Below are 21,232 nucleotides of genomic sequence, written 5' to 3'. Positions count from 1 at the left end.
GAGCCGGCATGCTGACCGATCTGTCGCCGGCGCTCGCGCCGCTCGTCGATTCCCGCACCGGAGTGATCCGCGCCCTCGAACCGCGGACCGTTCCGGCACACTTCCCCGAGCCGTTCGCTCTCCTGCACGCGGTCCTGTCCGACAGTGCGACGTTCTCACCGTGGCGATCGGATGCCAGTGGGGCAGGCTACGCGTTCGGTGACCGGGAGGCGATGCGCGGTGCTGCTATCGGCGAAGCCGTCGAGCGGTACTGCGGCAACCTCGTCAGCGGACGACTCGTACGGTCCACCGCGAACGATCTGCGCGGCGTCGATCACGTCTCGCCCGAGGACCTCGCTCTCCCGGAACGCTCACCCTTCGACTCCGACACGACGACAGACTGGGCCGTCGGCCGGGACGCGGCGACGGACGCCGACGTCCTGGTTCCCGCGAGTGCGGTGTGGGTGTCGTACAACCTCCAGGCGGCGCCATCCCTGCATCCGGTAATGCAGGCGGGTCTGGCCGCCGAGCGCTCCCTCGATGCCGCGCAGTTCGGGGGTCTCCGCGAGATCGTGGAGCGCGACGCGATGTCGCGGGCGTGGACCGGCGGGGGCGGAGTCGTGTCCCTCACAGTTCCCGCGTGGGTGGACGCGTTCGCCGCAGGCCCTCGCCGCCGGATCGAGCCGAGGTGGCTGCTGTTCCCGACCGACACGGGGGTGCCGATCGTCGGGGCGTTGATCCGCGACACCACGACCGGCTACCTGACCCTCGGCATGGGGACCGCGGAGAACCCGACCGCGGCCACGCTGAAGGCCCTCGGAGAGGCCCTGCAGCTCCAGCTCTTCGTTGCGGACCTCGACGATGAAAACGGGCCATACGCGCGCATCGCCGCCGATCCGCGAAGCCCCTTGGCGCCGCACCGATCGGACCGTCGCTACGCGCGATCGTACGCGGCCGATCTCTCGGACGTCCGGGATTACGGGTGCCACCTGCAGCTGCACCTCGACCCCGGCATCCAGTCGACCTTTCTGGAAGAACTGGATGCCAGCATCGTGGGCCGGACGGCCCTCGATGCTCTGCCGCCCGGTCCCGGTCTCCGCGGCCTGATCGAGCGGTTCGCCGCGCTCGGCGAACGCGTGATCACCGTCGATGTGACCACTGACGACGTCCGCCCGTCCGGACTGCGGGTCGTGAGGATGCTCGTGCCCGGCCGCGTGTCCAATGCCCCGCACGCGCACCCCTTCGTGGGGGGCCGCCGCCCTATTCAGCCCGTTCCTCGCCCGACCCCGCTGCCGCACTGATGCTCGCGACGTACCTGTGGTCACGCGGAATCGTGTGGACCGGCAATGCTCTCACCGCCGTCGCGCTCCCGCTCATGCTCTTCCAGCTCACCGGGAGCGCTGCCCTCGCCGGGTTGCTGACGGCGCTGGAGGCCGTGCCCTACCTGGTGCTCGGTCTCCCCGTCGGGGCGTTGGCGGACCGATGGTCGCCGCGCTCGACCCTCCTGGCGTCAAGCGCGGCCAGCGCGCTTGCGGCAGTGAGCATTCCGATTGCCGCGTTAGTCGCTGACGTCACCCCGGTCCACCTCATGATCGTGGCCGTTGCGACCTCGGTGTCCTTCGTGTTCTTCGACGCGGCAAGTTTCGGGGCGATTCCCGCGATCGTCGGGCGCGACGGCATCGCATCGGCGACCGCACGGATGATGACGATCAGCACGCTCGTCGGTATCGCCGGTCCGCCCCTCGGAGGCCTCGTCTCGGCGATCGCGGGCGGACCCGTCGTCCTCCTCATCGATGCCCTCACCTACGCCCTCGGTGCGGTGCTGCTCGCCCGCATTGAGGTGCTCGACATGACGCCCGCCCCGAACCGCCCGCGGCGCCACATCCGCGCCGACATCGTCGAGGGCCTGCGATACATCCGATCGGTCCCGGTCATCCGCGACCTTACCGTCCTCGGCGTCGGCAACAGCCTCGCCGCCGGCGCGGTCTCCGGGCTTCTGATCGTCGCTGCCGTCCGCACTCTGGGGCTCGATTCGGATTCCCCCTCGATCGGTGTGCTCTTCGGCGCCGGAGCGGTGGGAGCTCTTGCCGCTTCCTGGCTGGTGGGCCCCCTGCAGAAGCGAGTCGGCGCGGGCATGATCACAATCGGTGCCCTGCTGCTTGCCGCCGCAGCAACCTGCGGCTGGGCGTTGTCGACGTCGTTCCTCGCGGGCTGCATCGCGCTCTGCCTCTGGCAGGTCGGAACGACCGCCGTCTCGCTGAACGGCATCATCACGCGACAAACGCTGACCCCCTCACACCTTCAGGGCCGCGTCAATACAACGGCCCGTATGATCGCATGGGGCGGTCAGCCGTTCGGAGCCGGAGCGGCCGGTCTGCTCGCGCAAGGGATCGGTGTCACCCCAGCCCTTCTGATAGCTGCCGGCGTCAGCCTGGTGACGGCAATAGCCGCCTCTTTCCTGCCGGTCGCGCGCGCCGCGCCCCACAGCTCGCCGGCGAGCTGACGTGAGCGCACGCGGTCGCGCTCTGCGGGCCGCGCGCCACCGCGTGGACGGTCTCGCTCATGATCGGGCTCATCCTGGCCATCGCCATCCTGCTCACGCTCTGACGCGCACGTTGCTTCGCCCGTGGCTATCGTTGGACCCGGACCTCGCGGATGGTGTGACCGACGGAAGTAGGTGTCGAGGTGAACGGATCGGGCGCTGACGCGTTCTATACCGGGCTGGTAGCCGACCTGTATGGGCCGCTCAAGTCGACCAGCTTCGATCCTTTTCGGTACCGCGACCTGATCCTGCAGCACGGGCAACCCGCGCTCGAGCTCGGATGCGGAGACGGTGACCCGCTGCTGGACTTGCGGGCAATGGGTCTCGATGTCGACGGGATGGACTCCTCCCCGGACATGATCGCCCGCCTGCGGGAACGCGCCGACGGCCGCGGCCTCGCGGTGAAAGCCTGGGTGGACACGATGGAAGGAATGACCGTGCCTCGTCGGTACGAGACGGTCTTCCTCGCTGGCCCCACGTTCAACCTGCTCCCCACCGATAAGGCGATGCGCGACGCCCTCGGCAGTATCCGTGGCGCGTTGACGGACGGAGGCACCGCGATCGTGCCTGTGTTCGTCCCCGAGCCGGTCGCACCTTCGATGATCGGGCGGGGGAACCGGCAGGAAACATCGGACGGATGGATCGGGTATCGAGTCGTCGCGGTGGTCCGCGATGACGTCGCGCGCACCCACACCACGACGCTTCTCTACGAACGGGAAGCAGGCGGGGTGTACGAACACGTGCAGCGGGACTGGCTGCTGCACTGGATCGACGTGACCGCTCTCAGTGCCCTGGCGGCTCAGGCGGGGCTTCGCATCGTCGATGCGCCCGGGTCCATCGGCCACGACGTTCGAGACATCGTCCTGCAGCGCTGAGCCCACGAGTTCCGTCTCACGGGGGAGTCGCCCGGGTCAGGCCCGTGGGTACCGTGGCGGCATGGGCGACGATCTCGAGCACACGGATGCGGGGCAGAACCAGGTCGCGCGGTTGCGGGCGGGCATGTGGTGGCTGGCCATCGGATCGTTCGCCGCGCTGATGGCCCTGGTGTCGTGGGCGATCCTGTCGGCTGCGAACGGATCGGGCGCTGGCATGATCGCTGCGAACTCCGGGTCCGTCGGGGTGGTGCTCGCGTGGGTTGCCGGTCACACGGCCATCACGAAACGGCTCCAGCAGCTGGCGATCTCCGAGGACGGCCGGGAGTAGCGCGCGGAGCGACACCTCGCGTCCCTGGACCGGTACCGAGTCGGATCGGATCGGTGCGCGGCTGGCGCTCCGGGGACCCGTTGTGTCGCCTGCCGCGCGGGTGAGCGACACTTTGCGTCCCTGGAATGGATGCGTCTGGTGCTCCGGGGACGCGTCGTGTCGCTTCCGTCGAGGACGTGCGGCGATTCGCGTCCCCGGAACCCGAGCGACAGGCGTCGCCGCGGATCAGGCCTGGGTCACCCCGAGGACGAGGGGGACGATCAGGGCGGACGCGTTGTTCATGCCGTGGAGGGCGACGCCCGGCCAGATGGACCCGGACCAGCGGAACAAAAGCGCAGTGAGCACGCCGACCACGAACGCCACGGGGAAGACCGGGTTGACGCCGAGCGCCAGCCCGAGCCGATCGCGCTCGGCTGACGCGGGCGGGCGGGCGGTTCGTCGCCCGCGTGACATACTGCGAGCAGCGCTCATAGCTCGGATCCACCTGGGTTCGACACGCGGAGCCGGAAAGGCTGCGAAATGGCAGTCGAGACACCGACGGGTGTTCGCCGGACCGCTCTGGTGGTCGATGACTCCGACGACCAAGGCGATCTGCTCCGTCTGCATCTGGAGAGACTCGGGTACGAGGTCGAGCTGGTCTCCACGGCTGAGGCCGCGATCGGCTCCTACCGCGAGTTGACGCCGGCCGTCGCGATCATCGACCTGCTGCTGCCGGGGATCGACGGGTGGCAGCTCGTCAACATGATGAAATCCGACGTGCCCGACTGCGTGCTCGTGGTCACCTCGGTGCTGGGCCTCGAGGAATTCCCCCTCGTCGATGGAGTGCTACCGAAGCCGTTCACGGCGCGCGACGTCGCGCGGGTACTCGGAGCACTGTTCCCCCAGGGCCAGGGCCAGGGCCAGGGCCAGGGCCAGGGCCAGGGCGCGAACGCTCCCCGGCGAAGCGGCGGGGAGGCGACGAGATGAGAGTTCTCATCGCCGACGATGACGTGGATCTGCGCAACCTGATCACGATCGCCATTGAGAAGGCCGGGCACGAAGTCGTCGCCGCCGTCGGCGACGGGATCTCGGCGTGGGAGGCTCTGAAGGCGGAGCAGATCGACCTTGCCGTGCTGGACATCACGATGCCCGGCATGACGGGAGTTGAGCTCGTCACACGGCTGCGTTCCGACGACGACCTTCGTGAGCAGCGCGTGCTGATGATCACTGCCAACGTTCACGCCGGCGTGGCCGAGGCCTTGCATTCGGCTGGGGTAGACAGCTTGATTACGAAGCCGTTCAAGGTCCGCGAGCTCGTCGAGCTCATCCGCGACATCGCTGGCGTGAACTTATGAGCGAGGACGGCGGACCAGCGGGCGCTTCGAACCCGCCGCGAGACCGGTCCGTGCAGCGGCGTGTCGGTGTCTTCGGAACCTGGTCGCCTCTCCTCAAGCAGGGGCCGGCGCTGCTGGCATTCCTCCTGGCGAACGCGGTGGTGCTCTCGCCCGTAGGTGTGAGGACAGATTGGACACTTGTCGCCGCGGCCGACGCGATCGTCGTGCTGGCCACGGTGTTCGCCGCGGTGCTACCCAGGCTGCGGATCGCGGCGGGGTGGGAACTCGCCATCCCCATCGCCACCTTCGCCGCGGTGGCACTGCTCCGTACCGGCACGGGTGGACAGGCGTCGCCGTTCGGGGCGCTGTTGGTGATTCCGCTGGTCTGGATCGCGTCCGAACCGGGGGTGCGCAACGTCCTGATTGCTTCCGCCGGTGTGGCCGTCACGATCTCGTTGCCGTTCGTGATGGGCGTCTCGTCCGTTGAGAACGCTGCCGATATTGTGCGGCTGATGTACACCCCCGTGGCTTTCACCATCGCGGCCGTGTTGATCAACCACATCGCCCGGCTCGTGGATCGACGGATCGAACGGCTCGAGGAGACCACTGCCAAAGGCGAACGCCTTGTCGCCTCGCTCGAGGTCCTCAACAGCGAGGCGCGCACCCGCGAGCGGAAGACTCGGAAGGCGAACCAGCTGCTCGACGAGGTCTGGAACGCGATCTCCGGGCACGCGATCATCGGGACTGACGTCTCCGGACGCATCACGGTCTGGAACCCCGGTGCCGAGTCGCTTCTCGGGTACTCCTCGGCCGAGGTGATTGGACAGATGCAGATCACCGATCTGCATCTCGCCTCAGAGATTCGGGAGGAGTTGCGGTTGTTGACCACGGGCGATGCCGGAGGGTCGGGCACGGACTTCGAGGGCCTTGTTCGCACCGCCCGCGGCGGGTTCCGCGATGTCCGGGACTGGACCTACCTTCGCCGCGACGGCAGCGAGTTCCCTGCACAGGTCTCGATCGCCCAGAGGTTCAACGAAGACGGCGACACCAGCGGGTTCATTTTCGTGGCCACGGACGAGACAGATGCGCGAGAGATCGAGCGCTTGAAGGACGAGTTCGCCGGGCTCATCTCCCATGAACTGCGCACCCCGCTGAGTTCGATCCTCGGCTACGTCGAGCTGCTCAGCGATGATGACGACCAGCCGCTCAGCACCCAGCAGTCCCGCTACATCGAGGTGGTGGACCGCAATGCCCGTCGGCTGCTGAAACTGGTCGGCGACCTTCTGTTCACCGCCCAGGTAGGCTCCGGACGATTCACCATTGAGACGGATCCGGTCATGGTCGGGCAGCTACTCGAGGCGGCGGCGGAGAGCGCCTACCCTGCCGCCGACGCGGCGGGCGTGGAACTGCGCACCGTCATCTCCGACAGCACGGTTCTGGTGGACGCGGACTCGACCAGGCTCGGGCAGGCTGTCGACAACCTCCTGTCCAACGCAATCAAGTTCACCCCCCGCGGCGGATCGGTAGCCCTCGAGCTCGCTGCCGACGGCGACGAAGTGCGCATTTCGGTGACGGACACCGGGTACGGCATCGCCAGCCACGAACTGCATCGGCTGTCGGAGCGGTTCTTCCGCGCCACCACCGCCACGAAGCACGCAGTGCCCGGCGTGGGACTCGGCCTCACCATCACCAAGGCGATCGTGACCGCGCACGGCGGGAGGATCGACATCTCCAGCACTCTGGGAGCGGGTACGACCATGGCGATCGCACTCCCGCGTTTCCATAGAGGAAGCTCGGACGGGAAAGGCGCGTCTGACATCGCTGACGTCGGAACCGTAGGGGCGGACACGGTCGGCTGATCAGTTGTGAGCTTCAGGTTCCCGTTGCGCCACTGCCAGCGCGTTCTGGTAATCGTTTGCACGACTCCGGGGACCCGTTGCGTCGCCTGCCGCGCGGCTCAGCGACACGTCGCGTCCCTGGAACGGCACGCGAGCCGCGCCCGGGCTCAGGCGGGGTGGCGCTTCAGCAGTTTCTCGACCACCATCATCGCGCCGCCGAGGACGGCGGGGATGCCGCCGCCGGGGTGCACGGATGCGCCGACGCGCCAGAGCCAGGGCGTCCGCAGATCGTGGTGCGCGGGCTGGTGGAACGGGCCGCTCATCCAGAGCGGACGCGCGGCTCCATAGAGAGCGCCGTGGCGCTCGCCGAAGGTGCCGAAGTACTGCGGGTCGAGGACCGCGGCATCCGTCATCGAATCGGTGAGCAGCTCGTCGAGGCCCATCGTGCGCGAGATCCGCTCGATCTCGCGCCGCACGAACGGGTGCTCGAGGCTGTAGCCCGACCCGTCGGCCGGCGCGGTCAGCAGGACGGCGAGCGTGCTCCGGTCGTTCGGGTAGACCTGCCCGGCGCGGTACAGGTTGACGAACGCCATGGTGTCGGCGGGCTCGTCGCCCGCCGCGAGGCTGCGGTGCAGCGCGTCCGGCTTGGTCGGGAGGATGACGCTGTGCGCCGCGATCCGCTCGGGCAGCGGCTCGCGGAGCGCACCGTAAATCGCGACCGCTGAGCACGACAGTGCGCCCGGTGCGCGCCGCCGCCTGCCGAGGAGAGCATCGACCCGGTCCGCGTCGAGCGCGCTCACGATGAAGTCGGCCGCGAACGACCCGCTCGCCGTTGTGACGCGCCCGCGCTCGATGCGCGTGACGGTCTCGCCGGTGCGGATGTCGACACCCGCGGCATCCGCCATGCGTTCCAACGCCAGCGGGATCTCGTACACGCCGCCGCGGGGGACCCACACGCCGGATGCCGCCATGACGGCCGGCATGCTCGCGTAGAGCGCGGGCGTCCGCTCGGGCGGGACGCCGGCGTTCAGCGTGTGGATCGCGATGATCTCGCGGAGGCCGTCGGGCATCCAGGTGAGACTGTCGAGGTAGGCGCGGGTGCTGAGCCGCGGACCGTAGACCGCGAGCAGTCGGCGCAGGGCCGGCAGCGACCGCCGGTCGAGCGGATCGGCGACGAGGAGCGCCGTCACGTCGTCGGCGAGAGGCGCGTGCTCGTCGCTGAACCGCTTCCACGCCGGATACCAGGGGTGCTCCGGCGGTACGGGAAGGGTGACTTCCTCGCCGTCGTAGTAGTAGCGGCCGACCTCGGGGAGCCGCTCCAGCTCGATCTCGCCGGCGTCCGCGCCGAGGCGCGCGCACAGCTCCTCCCACACCCCGGGGAACGTCACGAGCGACGGACCCGAGTCGATGCGCTCGCCGTCGACTTCGAGCCGTCGGCTCTTGCCGCCGACGGTGGCGGCCCGTTCGAGGAGGGTCACGTCGTGTCCGGCGCGGGCCAGCAGAGCGGATGCCGCCAGCCCTCCGAGCCCGGCTCCGATGACGACGATGCGACTCATCCGTAGACCTCGAAGAACATCTTGGCCAGCTGCAGTCCGCTCGCCAGCGACCCGGCGACGTAGGGGAACGCGATCGACACCGGGTACAGGCGACGGCCGGTTGCGGGGGTGGGGCGCAGCAGCATCCACACGACGAGCACGCCGGCGATCGCGAGGTTCAGCGCCGCGACCGGGACGCTGACGAGGGCGAACAAGGCCGTGGACACGAGCCACCAGCATCCGCTCCACACCGCGGTGCCGCGCGGTCCGAGGAGGACGGCGGTCGTCCGGATGCCGGCCTCGCGGTCCTCGTCGATGTCCTGCACGGCGTCGTAGGCGTGCTTCGCGACACTCCAGGCGAGGAGGCCGATCACGGCGGGCCACAGCGGCGGCGCGTCGAGCGCGACCGGGACGATCAGCAGCGGCAGCCCGTAGGCGGCGTTGCTGAGCGAGTCGAGGAAGGGACGCTGCTTGAAGCGGAGCGGCGGGGCCGAGTAGAAGACGAACACCAGCGTGTAGAGGAGGATCAGCCCGACCGCCGCGGGCGGATACGCGATGACGAACCAGAGGAGGAACGGGACGTTCGTGATCGCGACGGCCCAGACGATCAGCCGCACCTCGCGCGGCTCGATGCGCGCTCCCTCGATCGAGCCCTTCCGCGGGTTCAGCGCGTCGGTGTCCTGATCGAAGATGTCGTTCACGCCGTAGATCAGCAGGTTGAACGGCAGCGTCAGCCAGATGAGGAGCGGGATAGCCGCCGGATCAAGCAGTGCGCCGGTGAGCCACATCCCGAGCACACCCGTGCCGATCGTGTTGATCCACAGGACCGGGCGCGAGATGTGGACCAGGCGGCCGATCGTCGTCCGCGCTGAGGCGCGGGAAGCCGGGGCGGGCTGATGGTCGATGGCGGGACTCCTCGGGTGGCGACGGCGCGGACGACCGTGTCCCGCGATTGTATGCGGCGTGAAGGAGCCCTCGGCCGCCCTTGCGCCCGGGGTCCGGTGCCGCTCGCCTGTCGCGAAGTTCAGGGGCGTGCGGCGTGTTGCGACAGGGGAGCCGGGTGTGGGGGCGCGGCATCCGCTCGCCTGTCGCGATGTGCAGGGCTCCGCGGCGTGGTGTGACAGGGGAAGGGGTGGGGTGGTGCGGATGCGGCACCCGGGCCGCTCGCCTGTCGCAATGTGCAGGGGCGCGCGGCGTGTTGTGACAGGGGAGGGTGGGATGCCGCGCCGCGGCGACGCTCGCCTGTCGCGAAGTGCAGGGCTGTGCGGCGTGTTGTGACAGGGGAAGGTCCCCCGGGATCTCAGGCCGCGACCCGGGCGCTCAGGCCGTGGGCGCCCCCGCATGGGCGAGCCAGAGGGCGAGGATGTCGCGGGCCGTGGTCCACGAGTGCGGGCCGTAGCGATCGTTGTCGACGTGGCGCAGCTCGCCCTCGCCGCTGAACATGCTCACGAAGTACTGCATGCCCTGCCAGGCGGGGAAGGTCTCCTCGGCATCCCGCGACAGGCGTCGACCCACCGCGGCCATGGCCGACAGCGTTCCGGTCGTGCCCGCCCACTGCAGCTTGAACGTGTCGCCGGCGAGCTCGGTGGCGAGGTCCGCCACCTGGCGCGCGGACAGTCGGTCACCGGCGACTTCGACGACCCGCGGGGCGTCGGCGTCGAGCGCGACCAGGGCGACGACCCTCGCGGTGTCGTCCTTCGTCGTGAAGTCGAGGATCTGATCCGCCGACGACCAGAACAGCACGCGCTTACGGTCGCGGAGGATCATCGGCGCCTGGCCGGCGAGCAGCTCGGTGAACATTCCGTTCAGGACCGAGGTCGCCTGGATCGGGGCCGCGTCGAGGTCGCCGGCGAACTCGCGCCGCAGTTCGAGGTTGCGGTTGGTCCCCGGCGTGAGCCGCCGGTAGTCGGCCGAGTAATCCGATGGGAGAAAGCGTGGCACCCCGGCCGTGACGGCCGCGGCGAGGAGCGCACGCTGCGCGTCGACGATGACCGGGCGGATGCCGCTGAGTGCCGAGACGACGACGTCCGCACCGGATGCCGCGCCCACGAGAGCGTCACGGTCCGAGTAGCGCGCGGCAATAATCTCGACGTGCGGGTCGTCGCCGAAGCGATCGCTGGCGGCCGAACTGCCGGGGCGGGTGAGGACTCGGAGACGGACGTCATGCTGGAGCAGTTCGCGGGAGATGCGGCTGCCGAGATCGCCGGTAGCGCCGGCGACGAGAACGGTGGTGGTCACGGGGCCATCCTGGCGGCTGCGCCGCCGTCGCGACGCAGGGTTGCGTTCCGCCGCTCCTTGCGCTCAGCGACGACGGGCGATGATGTCGAAGACGTGCCAGTGCTTCGGACCTCGACCCGATGGGCCGTCCTTCTCGCGTTCGATGAGTTCGACGACGTCCCAGTCCGCGAGCAGATCGGCCACCTGGCCGGCCGAGTGTGTGAGCACGTCGTCGCGTGCAGCCCAGTCGTCGCGGTGTCCGAACAGTTGACCTGCAAAGACGCCACCCGGGCGGAGAGCCGCGATGATCAGCTCCCAGATGTGGGCGAACTCGGTCTCGCGCGCGAACGGCAGCGAGTAGCTCGCGAGGACGAGGTCGGCATCCGGCAGCTCGTGGACGTCCGCGAACGACGTATCACGCGCATCAAGCCGGGGTACTACGTCGCCGCCTGCCGCGATGCGCTCACGCAGGCCGGGCGTCGCATCGACGGCCACGACTTGCCAACCCTGATCGAGCAAGAATCGCGAATCCACACCGTCCCCGGCGCCGAGGTCGATCGCCGTCCCCACGCGGCTCACGTGATCGAGAGCCGTGATCAGGTGCCGCCGCGGCGGGCGTCCAGCCGCGGCGGAGTAGTACTGCTGCCAGTCGCTCGCCCCCGTCATCGGCCCATTCTCGTGCGTCCGCAGGCTAGACGTTGTCCAGCGCGATGCGCGCGCGGCGCGCGACCTCGAGGATGCGTCCCACGTTCTCGACCGCGATCCCCGGCTCATCGTCGCCGAGGTGCTCGAGTGTGGCGAGCTGCGAGGCGAGGAGCGCCGGCGGCATGAAGTGCTGACGCGACCGCATCCGCCGGTCCAGCTCCTCGGGCGACACGACGAGTTCGACGAACCGCACGTCGGGGGCGGCGGCACGGATGCGCTCGCGGTACCGGCGCGCCAGCGCGGAGCATGCGACGACGAGCCCCGGTGCGTCGGCGAGGGTCTGCCCGACGATGTCGAGCCAGGGCGCGCGATCGTCGTCGTCGAGGGGGTGGCCCGCCTCCATCTTCTCGACGTTGGCTGCGGGGTGCAGGTCGTCGGCGTCGACGAAGTCCACACCGAGGTCGACGGCGAGGGCGGCTCCGACGGCGGTTTTGCCCGACCCGCTCGGTCCCATGACGACGATGCGGGGTGCCGCGCTCACGATGCCACCTCGGCATCCGTCATCGCGACGATGACCTTGCTGCTGTCGGCGGGGCGGCGGGCCGTCTCGAACGCCTCGATCGCGTCGGCGGGGCCGAAGGTGTGGGTGATGACCGACTCGATCTCGGGGCGCCGCCGGAGGACGTCGATCGCGTCGTCGATCTCGTCGAGGAAACGGAAGGCGCCGGTGATCGTCGCCTCCTTCGAGATGAGCGGGGCGATGTTGATGCCGACCGGCTGGTTCGGCAGCATCCCGATCTGGACCACCGTGCCCCGGCGGCGGACGGCGGCGATCGCCGACGACACGGCCGGTGCCGCCCCCGAGCACTCGAGGACGACGTCGTACGCGTCGGACGGGATCTCGTCCTCGCCCACCCGCCACACGGCGTCGGCGCCGAGCGTGCGGGCACGCTCGAGCGGTGCGGCCAGCAGGTCGGTGATCTCGACGCGCGCCGCCCCGGCTTCCTGAGCGGCGACGACGGCGAGCAGCCCGATCGGGCCGGCACCGCAGACGAGCACGCGCGCGCCGTCTAGCGAGCCGGCGCGGCTGGCGCCGTGGAGGGCGACGGCAAGCGGCTCGGCGAGGACGGCCCGGCGCACGGGGAGGTCGGCGGGCAAGGTGCGGATCATGCCGGCATCCACCACCAGGTACTCGCTCATGGCGCCCTGCGTGTGCGGGGTCGTGGCCGCGCTGCCGAGGTAGCTGCCGCCGGGACGCAGGTGCGGTGCGACCGGGGTCGATCCTTCGGGGCCGAACCGGGCCGGGTGCACCGTCACCGGCGTGCCGGGGGCGAAGCGACCGTCGGGGTCGAGGTCAACCCACCCCGAGAGCTCGTGCCCCGGGATCAACGGCTCCGTGACGACGAACGCGCCGTTGGCACCCTCGGAGTAGTAGTGGAGATCCGACCCGCAGATCCCGACGTACCCGACGCGGACCCGCACCTGTCCCGCATCGGGGACAGGGACGGGATGGTCCGCGACGGTGAGATCGAGCTTGCCGCCGATGACGACTGCATCCATGTGTGTCACTCCTCAGATCAGACGACCGCGGTCATGCCGCCGTCGACGAACAGGTTCTGGCCGTTCACGAAGTTGCTCGCCGCCGACGCCAGGAAGACGAGCGGTCCGCGCAGCTCCTCGACATCGCCCCAGCGGCCGGCCGGGGTGCGCTGAGCGACCCAGTCCGAAAAGTCCGCGTCGGCGACGAGCGCCGCGTTCATCTCGGTGGCGAAGTATCCCGGTGACAGCGTGTTGACCTGGATGCCGTGGCGCGCCAGATCCGCTGCCATCCCGCGACTGAGCTGGGCGACGCCGCCCTTACTCGCGGCGTAGGGAGCGATGGTCTGCCGTCCGAGCAGCGACTGCACCGAGGCGATGTTGATGATCTTGCCCGAGCCCCGGGCGATCATGCCGGGGGCCACGAAGCGCGACACGTAGAACGCGCTCGACAGGTTGCTCGAGATGACGGCATCCCAGTCCGCGACCGGGAACTCCGCGAACGGCGCGCGTCGCTGGATGCCGGCGTTGTTGACCAGGATGTCGGGGGTCCCGACCCGCTCGGTCAGCTCGCCGATCGAGGCTTCGACAGCCGCGGCATCCGTGACGTCGAACAGGGTCGTCTCGGGACGGATGCCGGTGCGCTCGGCGATCGCGTCAGCGCTGCGTCCGACCGCCTCACCGTCGCGGCCGTGGATGACGACACGGGCGCCCGCGTCGGCGAGGCCGACCGCGAGGCTCTGGCCGAGTCCTCGCGACGACCCCGTCACGAGAGCCAGGCGTCCGGTGAGGTCGAAGACGTCAGACAAGCGACACCGCCCCGAAGATGATGAGCACGAAGACGAAGCCGACGACGGATTCGATCGCCTGCTGCACCGTCCAGGTCTTGAGAGTCGTCTTGACGTCCATGCCCATGAGGCGGCCGACGAGCCAGAAGCCGGAGTCGTTCACATGGCCCGCGAACACCGAGCCCGCCGCAGTGGCGAGGACGATGCAGGCGACCTGCAGCGGGTTGAACCCGCCCGACAGGACGGCTGGCGAGATGAGCCCGGCGGCGGTGACGAGGGCGACCGTGGCCGAGCCCTGCGCGACGCGGAGGAGGAGCGCGATGAGGTACGCGGCGAAGATGACCGGCACGCCGAGCGAGGCGAGCGAGTCGGAGAGTGCGTCGCCGATACCCGAGGCGCGCAGGACGCCGCCGAACATGCCGCCGGCGCCGGTGATGAGCACGACCGAGCAGATGGGCCCGAGCGAGGACTCGACGATCTTCTCCAGCGCGCTACCGCCGACGCCACGACGGGTGCCGAGGACGATGAGGGCGACGAGCACGGCGATCAGGAGAGCCACCTGGCTGGTTCCGATGAGGCCGAGCGCCTGCACCCAGACGGCCGACCCGTCGATCGTGCCGGCCGAGACGAGCGCGGCAGAGCCCGTGTTGAGGAGGATCAGGACGAGCGGGATCGCGATGACGCCGATGACCGTGCCGGCCTTGGGCGGGTTCGTCGGCTCGACGTCCTCGCCGAACAGGCGCGGGATGGCGAGGGGGATCCGGCGATCGATGAAGCGCGCCCACAGGTAGCCGCTGAGGTACCAGGTGGGGACGGCGACGACGAGACCGATGAGCAGCACAATCCCGAGGTTCGCCCCGTAGGTCTCGCTCGCGGTGATGGGGCCGGGGTGCGGCGGCACGAACACGTGCATGACGGAGAAGGCGGCAGCGGCCGAGATGCCGTAGAGCAGCATGTGCTTGCCGCCGATGCGGCGTGCCACCGCGAAGATGACCGGCAGCATGACGACGAGGCCGGCGTCGAAGAACATCGGGAAGCCCATGAGGAGCGACGCGACGCTGAGGGCGATCGCGGCGCGCTTCTCACCGAAGATCGAGACCATCTTCTCGGCGAGCACGCGGGCACCGCCCGAGCTTTCGACGAGGGCACCGAGCATCGCTCCGAAACCGACGAGGAGAGCGACCGTGCCCACGGTCGAACTGAAACTGTCGACGAGGACCTTCGCGACGCTTCCGACAGGGATGCCGGTGGCCAGCGCGGTCAGCAGCGAGACCAGCACCAGCACCAGGAACGCGTGCATGCGGACCTTGATGATGAGCAGCAGGATCAGCGCGACTGCTCCGGCTGCGATCAGAAGGAGCGGTACCGCTCCGAGTGTTTGAGTCCACTCATCCATGGGTTGTGTTCTCCAGTGAATCGTCCCCGCGCCGGGGCCTTTCCCGGCGGCGAGCCCACGGTGTCACATAAGTACTACTTTTCGCAAGCGATTGATACTACTTTTCGGATGCCGCGACCGAACCGTCGGCATCCGCGGGGTAACGTGATCAGCGCAACGAAGGACACCGATGCCCACGCCCGTCACCACCGCGTCCCACGCCCACATCGTCGAGACCCTCGGCCGCCGCATCGTGGGCGGCGAGCTGCCGCCCGGCACCGGCCTCACCCTCGCCGGTCTCGAGGAGACCTTCTCGGCGTCGCGGACCGTCGTGCGCGAAGTCGTGCGAGTGCTCGAGGCGCACGGGCTGCTGACGTCGCGCCGTCGCGTCGGGCTGGTCGTCCGCCCCCGGTCGGAGTGGGACATCCTCAACGCGGACATCATCGAGTGGTCGCTCGACAGTCCGAGCCGCCGCGACGTGCTGATCGAACTCACCGAGCTGCGCATCGCCGTCGAGCCCGTCGCCGCACGCCTCGCCGCGGAGCGCGCCAGCGCACCCGTTCGCGACGAGCTCCTGCGGTTCGCGACCCTGCTGAGCGACCTCGGCGGGCAGGGTCTGGGTGACTCGACGGAGTACCTCGAGGCCGACATCGCCTACCACCGGCTGCTGCTGACGGCGTCGGGGAACCCCCTCTTCGTGAAGCTGAGCGAGCCCATCGCCGAGATCCTGCGGGGCCGTGCGGTGCGAGGGCTCACGCCCGGGATGCCGCGGGTCGGCACGCTCGAAGCGCACCTCGCGACGGCGCAGGCGATCTTCGACGGACGCGGCGCCGATGCCGAGGCATCCGCTCGGGAGCATCTGACGCTCGTGTCCGACGAGGTCGTCGAGGGCTGACCGCGGGGCGCCGCTCGCCTGTCGCGAAGTGCGGGGTCGCGCGGCGTGTTGCGACAGGGGAAGAGGGGATGCTGCGCGGCGGTCGCTTGACCCGGATACCCTAGGGGGGTATGGTATCCAGCATGAACGGCTACGACGCGAACAAGGACGACCTGCAGAAGCGGCTGCGCCGCGTCGAGGGCCAGGTGCGCGGCATCGCGCGCATGGTCGATGAGGACAAGTACTGCATCGACATCCTCACGCAGGTCTCCGCCGCGACGAAGGCGCTCGAGACCGTCGCGCTGTCATTGCTGAGCGACCACCTCAGCCACTGCGTCGCCGAGGCGAGCGCCGAGGGCGGCCAGGTCGCGGCCGACAAGATCCGCGAGGCGAACGACGCGATCGCGCGTCTCGTCCGCTCCTGAAACCCGAAACTCCCGGAGGAACACCATGACCGACCGCATCCAGCTCGGACTCACCGACGTCTCCGCATCCGCGACGCCCGCAGCCCCGGCATCCGCCATCAACGAAGAACTGCTCGTCACCGGCATGACCTGCGCTCACTGCGTCGCGAGCGTCCGCGAGGAGCTTTCCGAGATCGACGGCGTCGAGGCCGTGTCCGTCGACCTCGTCGCCGGCGGTACCTCGCACGTCACCGTGCACAGCGCGACCCCCCTCGACGACGACGCCCTGACCGCCGCCATCGAGGAGGCCGGATACACCCGGGTGTCCGCGTGAGCGCCGCCGACGTCGAGCTCGACATCTCCGGGATGACGTGCGCCTCGTGCGCCACCCGGATCGAGCGGAAACTCAACAAATTGCCCGGAGTCGAGGCATCCGTCAACTACGCGACCGAGAAGGCGCGCGTCCGTGCCGACGGCGTCGAGACGTCGCAGCTCATCGCGACGGTCGAGGCGGCGGGGTACGGCGCGACGGTGCCGGCCCCCGAGCCCGAGACGGCCGAGCCGGATGACGAGACGAAGCCGCTCCGCCAGCGGCTGCTGATCAGCGCCGCGCTGTCGCTGCCGGTCGCCGTGATATCGATGATCCCGGCGCTGCAGTTCGAGAACTGGCAGTGGCTCGCGCTGACGCTCGCCGCTCCCGTCGCGGTCTGGGGTGCGTGGCCGTTCCACCGGGCGGCCGCCGTCAACCTGCGCCACGGCGCCGCGACGATGGACACCCTCATCAGCCTCGGCGTGATCGCCTCGCTCGGCTGGTCGCTCTACGCGCTCTTCTTCGGCGGCGCCGGCATGCCCGGCATGACGATGACCTTCACGCTGGTCGGTGCGCCGCAAGCGGGCGGGCACGAGATCTACCTCGAGGTTGCCGCGCTCGTCACGGTCTTCATCCTGGCGGGCCGCTACATCGAGGCCCGAGCGAAGCGGGCATCGTCCGAGGCGCTGCGCGCGCTGCTCGAACTCGGGGCGACGGATGCCGCGAAGCTCCAGAACGGTGTCGAGACACGCGTGCCCGTCTCGCAGCTCGTCGTCGGCGACACGGTCGTCGTGCGCCCGGGCGAGAAGATCCCGTCGGACGGACTCGTCACCGCGGGGATGAGCAGCGTCGACGCGAGCATGCTGACCGGCGAGTCGATGCCGGTCGAGGTCGCCGAGGGCTCGCGCGTCGTCGGCGCGACGATCAACGTCGGCGGTCGACTCGAGGTGCAGATCGCGCGGGTCGGTGCCGACACCGAACTCGCCCGGATGCGGCGGCTCATGGAGGAGGCGCAGACCGGCAAGGCCGACGTGCAGCGCCTCGCCGACCGGGTCTCGGCCGTCTTCGTTCCCGTCGTGATCGGGCTCGCGCTCGCCGCCCTCGTCGGCTGGACGATCGCCGGGGCTCCGTGGGAACTCGCCTTCACCGCCGCGGTCGCGACGCTCATCATCGCCTGCCCGTGCGCGCTGGGGCTCGCGACCCCGACCGCCTTGCTTGTCGGCACCGGACGGGGGTCGCAGCTCGGCATCCTGATCCGCGGACCTCAGGTGCTCGAGCAGACCCGCACCGTCGACACGATCGTCCTCGACAAGACGGGCACCGTCACGACGGGACGCATGAGCGTCACCGACGTGCTGCCTGCGGGTGTCTCTCGCGAGGAACTGCTCGCCGTGGCGGCATCCGTCGAGGCGGGATCGGAGCACCCGGTCGCTCGCGCCATCGTCGCGTCGTCGACAGCGGGGAGCGTCGAGTCGTTCCAGTCGCACGCCGGATTCGGTGTGCAGGGGATCGTGGACGGTGCCGCGGTCGTCGCGGGCCGGCCGTCGTGGCTGGCAGAGGAGTGGGCCGTCGCTGTGCCCGCCGACCTGCCCGAGGGCACCGTCGTCGCCGTTGCTCGCGACGGCGAGTATCTCGGCGCGATCGTCGTCGCCGACACGGTCAAGCCCTCGAGCGCGGCGGCGATCGCCCGGTTCCGTGAACTCGGTCTCGAGCCGATCCTGCTCACCGGCGACACCGCCTCGTCGGCGTCGCGCGTCGCCGCCGAGGTCGGCATCGAGCGCGTCGAAGCGGGTGTGACTCCGGCGGGCAAGCTCGACACGATCCGCCGCCTGCAGGGCGAGGGCCGGGTCGTCGCGATGGCGGGCGACGGCGTCAACGACGCCGCGGCGCTCGCGGCCGCCGACCTCGGCATCGCGATGGGTGGCGGAACGGATGCGGCGATCGCGGCGTCCGACATCACCGTCGTCTCGGGCGACCTGGTCGTCGTCGCCGATGCGGTGCGTCTCGCGCGGCGGACCCTCGGGATCATCAGGGGCAACCTGTTCTGGGCGTTCGCGTACAACGTCGCGGCGATCCCGCTCGCGATGGCCGCGCTGCTGAACCCGCTCGTCGCGGCGGCGGCGATGGCGCTGTCGTCGGTGTTCGTGGTGACCAACAGCCTGCGGCTGCGCGGGTTCCAGGGGTCGAGCCGGGGCTGAGCAGGGCCGCTGTCAGCGGATGCAATGGATGCCGCGCGACACGCCGCGCTGCGGCATCCACCACCGGCGTGTCGCGCCGGATCCCTTGCATCCGCGCGCGGGTGAGAAGAATGGTTGATCCGTCGGGGATCGGGGTCGGTTCTCCGACCGTCAGCCACTGGGCGGGCTGCAGCTCTGTGCCATCTGCGGAGTCATGGTCTGTTCGCCAGGGCGAGCCAAGACGCGGGTTGCGCGTCGGGTCGACGTGAAGCGGTGCAACCACCCCGGCATTACGGGCTGCGTTGAAACGCAGTAGCTCCTATCGAAGATCTTCCATCGAGAGGGTTTCCGGTAACGCATCGCCCTCTTCAAAGGGGCCATGGACGAACCCATCATCGCGGGCCTCGTACACTCCGGCAGACCCTCCCGTTACGTAGAAGTCGTTCTGCGCCGCGTCATCCTTGCCAGACAGGGTGAGGAACACAAGGTATCTGGCTCCTACCCTCATGACGGGTGATTTCTCCAGCGATACCGGCACCTGACGGACAACGACCTCTTTTGGCAGAGCGTCGATGGCTGTTTTCGAGGCCTCACCGAGTCTTTCCGGCGTCAAAACTTCCACAGGTCGGACGGTCGATACTGTTATGGGGGTTGATTCATCAACCGAGTACTGGTCCACGACATCAACAATCGCGACAGCGGAGCTGGCGGCAGTCAGCGACTGCACGGAATCGAAAAGCTCGGCTCTTGACCCGGATGAGCCGGTCGTAATTGATGAGCACACGGCCACGCCTGCAACTGCGAGCGTAGTGATCAGGGCCGCGAGGAGGCCTCTACGTGTCTTCATCAGCTCGGCTCCTAATAAATCGAGTTCATGCCCGCGACGTCGTCGGGGCGAGGAAAGTAGTAGCCGTAGTTCTCGTACACACATGGCGCACAGGTGTTCATAAGCGCATTCGACGGGCCGTGATCGAGTCCGAGCGCGTGCCCGAACTCGTGCACCCAAACGGCTCGGCGTTTCGCGGTGTTGTAGGAGTTCGCGTAGTACGGGTTAATCGTGACGTTCGCGCCGAGGTAAGCTCCGCCCAGACAGGTCCAGGTCGTACGTCCGGCGTAGCCACTAGGCCCTGCGTTGTCCTCATATCCGTACATGACGGCCGAGCTGGTGGTTGTCATACCGTTTACGTCAGAGTAATTGGCCCAGCTGAGCGCGGCAGAGACAGCGCTGGGAGACCATGCTGATCCGATATTTTCACCGTTCCATCGGACGCAGAGCTGGACCACTTGCAGCCCGTCTTTGTGTACGCAGACGCCGCTGACGCCGGGATAAACGAAGCAAGTACGAGCGCTACGACTGCACCCGCTGAAACCAGCTTTGCGCGCCGCCTATGTTTCACCTCAAGCTCCCCTTGGCACTGGCGGACCTAGCCGTCCGCAGTGAGCGAACTATGACACCAGCGAGCGTTCCCACGCAAGTGAAAATTGTCCCCATGTGGGAATTTCTGTCATCGCCAGGACGCGGTTTGTCGCGTCACCCTAATGGTGCAGTAGACGTCGCGGCCTTGAAGCATCGCTCATCAGCCTCTCCCGAGGTGGGCGTTTGGGCGAAATGTTCTCCGAACCGACCACGAACCCGATGCGTCTTGACCGCCGTGTCGTCGACGACATTTCGGCCATCGGTGAGGCCGAGAGTGACCTGCGCCGCGGCGATCGCGGCGCTGTCGTCGGTGTTCGTGGTGACGAACAGCCTGCGGCTGCGCGGGTTCCAGGGGTCGAGCCGGGGCTGAAGGTTGCCGCTGTCAGCGGATGCAATGGATGCCACGCGACACGCCGCGCTGCGGCATCCACCACCGGCGTGTCCCCTCGGATCCATTGCATCGGCGCACGGGTGAGCATGTTGCGGCAGGCGATGATGGGGATGATGCTCGCCGACAGTCACGTCCTTCTCACGCGGATCACTCCCGCCATTGCCCGCCGGATCATCGATCGGGCGGAGCAGTCGGGTGACGACTGGCATCCCGATTACCCGTTCGCCGACGAACTCGACCCGCTCGCCGCGCTGGCGGCATCCGAACCCCAGGATTTGCCGTTCACGATGTACGCCATCCGACGGCCGGATGACCGGGTCGCCGTCGGAGGATTCGGGTTCTTCGGCCCGCCCGACGAGACCGGTGCCGTCGAGTTCGGCTACGGCCTGATACCCGCGGCGCGAGGGAAAGGGCTCGCGTCGGCGGCGGTCACTCTCGCGCTCCACCATGCTCAGCGATGGGGCGCGACGCGAGCGAAAGCAGACACCGAGCTCAGCAACGCCGCATCCCGCAGAGTGCTCGAAAAGGCAGGCCTCCGCGAAGTGGGACGTCGAGACGGCCTTGTCTTCTTCGAACGCGCGCTCGCGTAGCGGACGGACCCGCCTCGAGCCAGAGGGCGTGCGCGACTCGCTGCGTGTCTCAGACCGATATCGATGCCGAAGCCTTCGGCCGTGTGATCGCCAGCCTC

The 21,232-nt window shown here is 69.1% G+C and carries 24 protein-coding genes; 12 read left to right on the top strand and 12 right to left on the bottom strand.

The annotated features are described in order from the left end of the window. The first annotated feature begins 8 nt into the window (after positions 1 to 8). The 4 genes from ABQ271_RS14755 to ABQ271_RS14740 all read left to right on the top strand — a co-directional run bounded on the left by ABQ271_RS14755 (position 9) and on the right by ABQ271_RS14740 (position 3,724). Positions 9 to 1,280 carry a YcaO-like family protein gene (locus ABQ271_RS14755; protein ID WP_349309472.1) on the top strand — a complete coding sequence of 424 codons (1,272 nt, stop codon included), beginning with the start codon at positions 9 to 11 and terminating at the stop codon, positions 1,278 to 1,280. Beyond that, entirely contained in the window at positions 1,280 to 2,482 is a 1,203-nt protein-coding gene (locus tag ABQ271_RS14750; RefSeq protein ID WP_349309471.1) for an MFS transporter, read from the top strand. The genes ABQ271_RS14755 and ABQ271_RS14750 overlap by 1 nt, the downstream gene beginning before the upstream one ends. A 182-nt stretch (positions 2,483 to 2,664) precedes the next feature. Then, the gene (locus ABQ271_RS14745; RefSeq protein ID WP_349309470.1) at positions 2,665 to 3,396 is read left to right on the top strand and encodes a class I SAM-dependent methyltransferase; all 732 of its coding nucleotides are present in this window, start codon (positions 2,665 to 2,667) and stop codon (positions 3,394 to 3,396) included. 61 nt (positions 3,397 to 3,457) lie between these two features. After that, positions 3,458 to 3,724: a hypothetical protein gene (locus ABQ271_RS14740; protein WP_349309469.1), complete on the top strand. Its 267-nt coding sequence runs from the start codon at positions 3,458 to 3,460 to the stop codon at positions 3,722 to 3,724. A gap of 225 nt (positions 3,725 to 3,949) precedes the next feature. Here ABQ271_RS14740 and ABQ271_RS14735 read toward each other — a convergent pair whose 3' ends face one another. Further along, positions 3,950 to 4,195: a CPBP family intramembrane glutamic endopeptidase gene (locus ABQ271_RS14735; protein WP_349309468.1), complete on the bottom strand. Its 246-nt coding sequence runs from the start codon at positions 4,193 to 4,195 to the stop codon at positions 3,950 to 3,952. 48 nt (positions 4,196 to 4,243) lie between these two features. On the opposite strand from ABQ271_RS14735, the gene ABQ271_RS14730 reads away from it, so the two are divergent. From ABQ271_RS14730 to ABQ271_RS14720, 3 genes are read left to right on the top strand one after another with little or no spacing between them, the layout of a single operon-like run. Then, entirely contained in the window at positions 4,244 to 4,690 is a 447-nt protein-coding gene (locus ABQ271_RS14730; RefSeq protein WP_349309467.1) for a response regulator, read from the top strand. Beyond that, on the top strand, positions 4,687 to 5,058 hold the full coding sequence (locus ABQ271_RS14725; RefSeq protein WP_349309466.1) for a response regulator: 372 nt from the start codon (positions 4,687 to 4,689) through the stop codon (positions 5,056 to 5,058). The genes ABQ271_RS14730 and ABQ271_RS14725 overlap by 4 nt, the downstream gene beginning before the upstream one ends. 50 nt (positions 5,059 to 5,108) lie before the next feature. Beyond that, positions 5,109 to 6,896, top strand: a complete 1,788-nt coding sequence (locus ABQ271_RS14720; RefSeq protein ID WP_349309465.1) for an ATP-binding protein — start codon at positions 5,109 to 5,111, stop codon at positions 6,894 to 6,896. Between the two features lie 146 nt (positions 6,897 to 7,042). Here the strand turns inward: ABQ271_RS14720 and ABQ271_RS14715 are convergent, their stop codons facing one another. From ABQ271_RS14715 to ABQ271_RS14680, 8 genes are all read right to left on the bottom strand, one after another. Continuing rightward, positions 7,043 to 8,431, bottom strand: a complete 1,389-nt coding sequence (locus tag ABQ271_RS14715; RefSeq protein WP_349309464.1) for an NAD(P)/FAD-dependent oxidoreductase — start codon at positions 8,429 to 8,431, stop codon at positions 7,043 to 7,045. Continuing rightward, positions 8,428 to 9,753 (bottom strand): UbiA family prenyltransferase, encoded by a 1,326-nt coding sequence (locus tag ABQ271_RS14710; protein WP_349309463.1) that lies wholly within the window; start codon positions 9,751 to 9,753, stop codon positions 8,428 to 8,430. The genes ABQ271_RS14715 and ABQ271_RS14710 overlap by 4 nt, the downstream gene beginning before the upstream one ends. Beyond that, positions 9,731 to 10,648, bottom strand: a complete 918-nt coding sequence (locus tag ABQ271_RS14705; protein WP_349309462.1) for an NmrA family NAD(P)-binding protein — start codon at positions 10,646 to 10,648, stop codon at positions 9,731 to 9,733. Before ABQ271_RS14705 ends, ABQ271_RS14710 begins: the two co-directional genes overlap by 23 nt. Before the next feature lie 63 nt (positions 10,649 to 10,711). Then, a complete protein-coding gene (locus ABQ271_RS14700; RefSeq protein WP_349309461.1) occupies positions 10,712 to 11,293 on the bottom strand; it encodes a class I SAM-dependent methyltransferase in 582 nt (193 codons plus the stop codon). A 25-nt stretch (positions 11,294 to 11,318) separates the two neighbouring features. After that, entirely contained in the window at positions 11,319 to 11,813 is a 495-nt protein-coding gene (locus ABQ271_RS14695; protein WP_349309460.1) for a gluconokinase, read from the bottom strand. Then, positions 11,810 to 12,832: a zinc-binding dehydrogenase gene (locus tag ABQ271_RS14690; protein ID WP_349309459.1), complete on the bottom strand. Its 1,023-nt coding sequence runs from the start codon at positions 12,830 to 12,832 to the stop codon at positions 11,810 to 11,812. The genes ABQ271_RS14695 and ABQ271_RS14690 overlap by 4 nt, the downstream gene beginning before the upstream one ends. 17 nt (positions 12,833 to 12,849) lie before the next feature. Further along, positions 12,850 to 13,617 (bottom strand): SDR family oxidoreductase, encoded by a 768-nt coding sequence (locus ABQ271_RS14685; protein ID WP_349309458.1) that lies wholly within the window; start codon positions 13,615 to 13,617, stop codon positions 12,850 to 12,852. Then, the gene (locus tag ABQ271_RS14680) at positions 13,610 to 14,992 is read right to left on the bottom strand and encodes a GntP family permease (RefSeq protein WP_036311329.1); all 1,383 of its coding nucleotides are present in this window, start codon (positions 14,990 to 14,992) and stop codon (positions 13,610 to 13,612) included. The genes ABQ271_RS14685 and ABQ271_RS14680 overlap by 8 nt, the downstream gene beginning before the upstream one ends. Before the next feature lie 169 nt (positions 14,993 to 15,161). Between ABQ271_RS14680 and ABQ271_RS14675 the strand changes: the two genes are divergently transcribed. The 4 genes from ABQ271_RS14675 (at position 15,162) to ABQ271_RS14660 (ending at position 18,757) form a co-directional block, all read left to right on the top strand. Then, positions 15,162 to 15,866 carry an FCD domain-containing protein gene (locus ABQ271_RS14675; RefSeq protein WP_349309457.1) on the top strand — a complete coding sequence of 235 codons (705 nt, stop codon included), beginning with the start codon at positions 15,162 to 15,164 and terminating at the stop codon, positions 15,864 to 15,866. Between the two features lie 122 nt (positions 15,867 to 15,988). Further along, on the top strand, positions 15,989 to 16,270 hold the full coding sequence (locus ABQ271_RS14670) for a metal-sensitive transcriptional regulator (RefSeq protein WP_018187744.1): 282 nt from the start codon (positions 15,989 to 15,991) through the stop codon (positions 16,268 to 16,270). 25 nt (positions 16,271 to 16,295) lie between these two features. Then, a complete protein-coding gene (locus ABQ271_RS14665) occupies positions 16,296 to 16,583 on the top strand; it encodes a heavy-metal-associated domain-containing protein (RefSeq protein ID WP_136362829.1) in 288 nt (95 codons plus the stop codon). After that, positions 16,580 to 18,757 carry a heavy metal translocating P-type ATPase gene (locus tag ABQ271_RS14660; protein ID WP_349309456.1) on the top strand — a complete coding sequence of 726 codons (2,178 nt, stop codon included), beginning with the start codon at positions 16,580 to 16,582 and terminating at the stop codon, positions 18,755 to 18,757. Before ABQ271_RS14665 ends, ABQ271_RS14660 begins: the two co-directional genes overlap by 4 nt. Positions 18,758 to 19,055: 298 nt before the next feature. Here the strand turns inward: ABQ271_RS14660 and ABQ271_RS14655 are convergent, their stop codons facing one another. The 3 genes from ABQ271_RS14655 to ABQ271_RS14645 all read right to left on the bottom strand — a co-directional run bounded on the left by ABQ271_RS14655 (position 19,056) and on the right by ABQ271_RS14645 (position 20,558). Further along, on the bottom strand, positions 19,056 to 19,583 hold the full coding sequence (locus ABQ271_RS14655) for a hypothetical protein (RefSeq protein WP_349309455.1): 528 nt from the start codon (positions 19,581 to 19,583) through the stop codon (positions 19,056 to 19,058). Positions 19,584 to 19,594: 11 nt separating this feature from the next. Continuing rightward, positions 19,595 to 19,912: a matrixin family metalloprotease gene (locus ABQ271_RS14650; protein ID WP_136362830.1), complete on the bottom strand. Its 318-nt coding sequence runs from the start codon at positions 19,910 to 19,912 to the stop codon at positions 19,595 to 19,597. Between the two features lie 355 nt (positions 19,913 to 20,267). After that, complete coding sequence (locus ABQ271_RS14645; RefSeq protein WP_349309454.1) at positions 20,268 to 20,558, bottom strand: hypothetical protein; 291 nt, start codon at positions 20,556 to 20,558, stop codon at positions 20,268 to 20,270. A gap of 72 nt (positions 20,559 to 20,630) precedes the next feature. Here ABQ271_RS14645 and ABQ271_RS14640 point away from each other — a divergent pair, with 72 nt between their 5' ends. Next, positions 20,631 to 21,134 (top strand): GNAT family N-acetyltransferase, encoded by a 504-nt coding sequence (locus ABQ271_RS14640; RefSeq protein WP_235186109.1) that lies wholly within the window; start codon positions 20,631 to 20,633, stop codon positions 21,132 to 21,134. The last annotated feature ends 98 nt before the right edge of the window (positions 21,135 to 21,232 follow it).

It is taken from the genome of Microbacterium sp. MM2322 (genome assembly GCF_964186585.1).
Lineage (GTDB): Bacteria > Actinomycetota > Actinomycetes > Actinomycetales > Microbacteriaceae > Microbacterium.
Note: the sequence above shows the minus strand (reverse complement) of the source record. Positions and strands in the feature narration are given on the sequence as shown.

Bases quoted from the DNA above. Each gene is read 5' to 3' on its own strand.
- ABQ271_RS14670 (WP_018187744.1), top strand. From the start codon at position 15,989: ATGAACGGCTACGACGCGAACAAGGACGACCTGCAGAAGCGGCTGCGC.
- ABQ271_RS14650 (WP_136362830.1), bottom strand. From the start codon at position 19,912: ATGACAACCACCAGCTCGGCCGTCATGTACGGATATGAGGACAACGCA.
- ABQ271_RS14725 (WP_349309466.1), top strand. From the start codon at position 4,687: ATGAGAGTTCTCATCGCCGACGATGACGTGGATCTGCGCAACCTGATC.
- ABQ271_RS14690 (WP_349309459.1), bottom strand. From the start codon at position 12,832: ATGGATGCAGTCGTCATCGGCGGCAAGCTCGATCTCACCGTCGCGGAC.
- ABQ271_RS14710 (WP_349309463.1), bottom strand. From the start codon at position 9,753: ATGCGGGGGCGCCCACGGCCTGAGCGCCCGGGTCGCGGCCTGAGATCC.
- ABQ271_RS14750 (WP_349309471.1), top strand. From the start codon at position 1,280: ATGCTCGCGACGTACCTGTGGTCACGCGGAATCGTGTGGACCGGCAAT.
- ABQ271_RS14655 (WP_349309455.1), bottom strand. From the start codon at position 19,583: ATGAAGACACGTAGAGGCCTCCTCGCGGCCCTGATCACTACGCTCGCA.
- ABQ271_RS14675 (WP_349309457.1), top strand. From the start codon at position 15,162: ATGCCCACGCCCGTCACCACCGCGTCCCACGCCCACATCGTCGAGACC.
- ABQ271_RS14700 (WP_349309461.1), bottom strand. From the start codon at position 11,293: ATGACGGGGGCGAGCGACTGGCAGCAGTACTACTCCGCCGCGGCTGGA.
- ABQ271_RS14755 (WP_349309472.1), top strand. From the start codon at position 9: ATGCTGACCGATCTGTCGCCGGCGCTCGCGCCGCTCGTCGATTCCCGC.
- ABQ271_RS14715 (WP_349309464.1), bottom strand. From the start codon at position 8,431: ATGAGTCGCATCGTCGTCATCGGAGCCGGGCTCGGAGGGCTGGCGGCA.
- ABQ271_RS14730 (WP_349309467.1), top strand. From the start codon at position 4,244: ATGGCAGTCGAGACACCGACGGGTGTTCGCCGGACCGCTCTGGTGGTC.
- ABQ271_RS14740 (WP_349309469.1), top strand. From the start codon at position 3,458: ATGGGCGACGATCTCGAGCACACGGATGCGGGGCAGAACCAGGTCGCG.
- ABQ271_RS14640 (WP_235186109.1), top strand. From the start codon at position 20,631: ATGTTGCGGCAGGCGATGATGGGGATGATGCTCGCCGACAGTCACGTC.
- ABQ271_RS14735 (WP_349309468.1), bottom strand. From the start codon at position 4,195: ATGAGCGCTGCTCGCAGTATGTCACGCGGGCGACGAACCGCCCGCCCG.
- ABQ271_RS14665 (WP_136362829.1), top strand. From the start codon at position 16,296: ATGACCGACCGCATCCAGCTCGGACTCACCGACGTCTCCGCATCCGCG.
- ABQ271_RS14680 (WP_036311329.1), bottom strand. From the start codon at position 14,992: ATGGATGAGTGGACTCAAACACTCGGAGCGGTACCGCTCCTTCTGATC.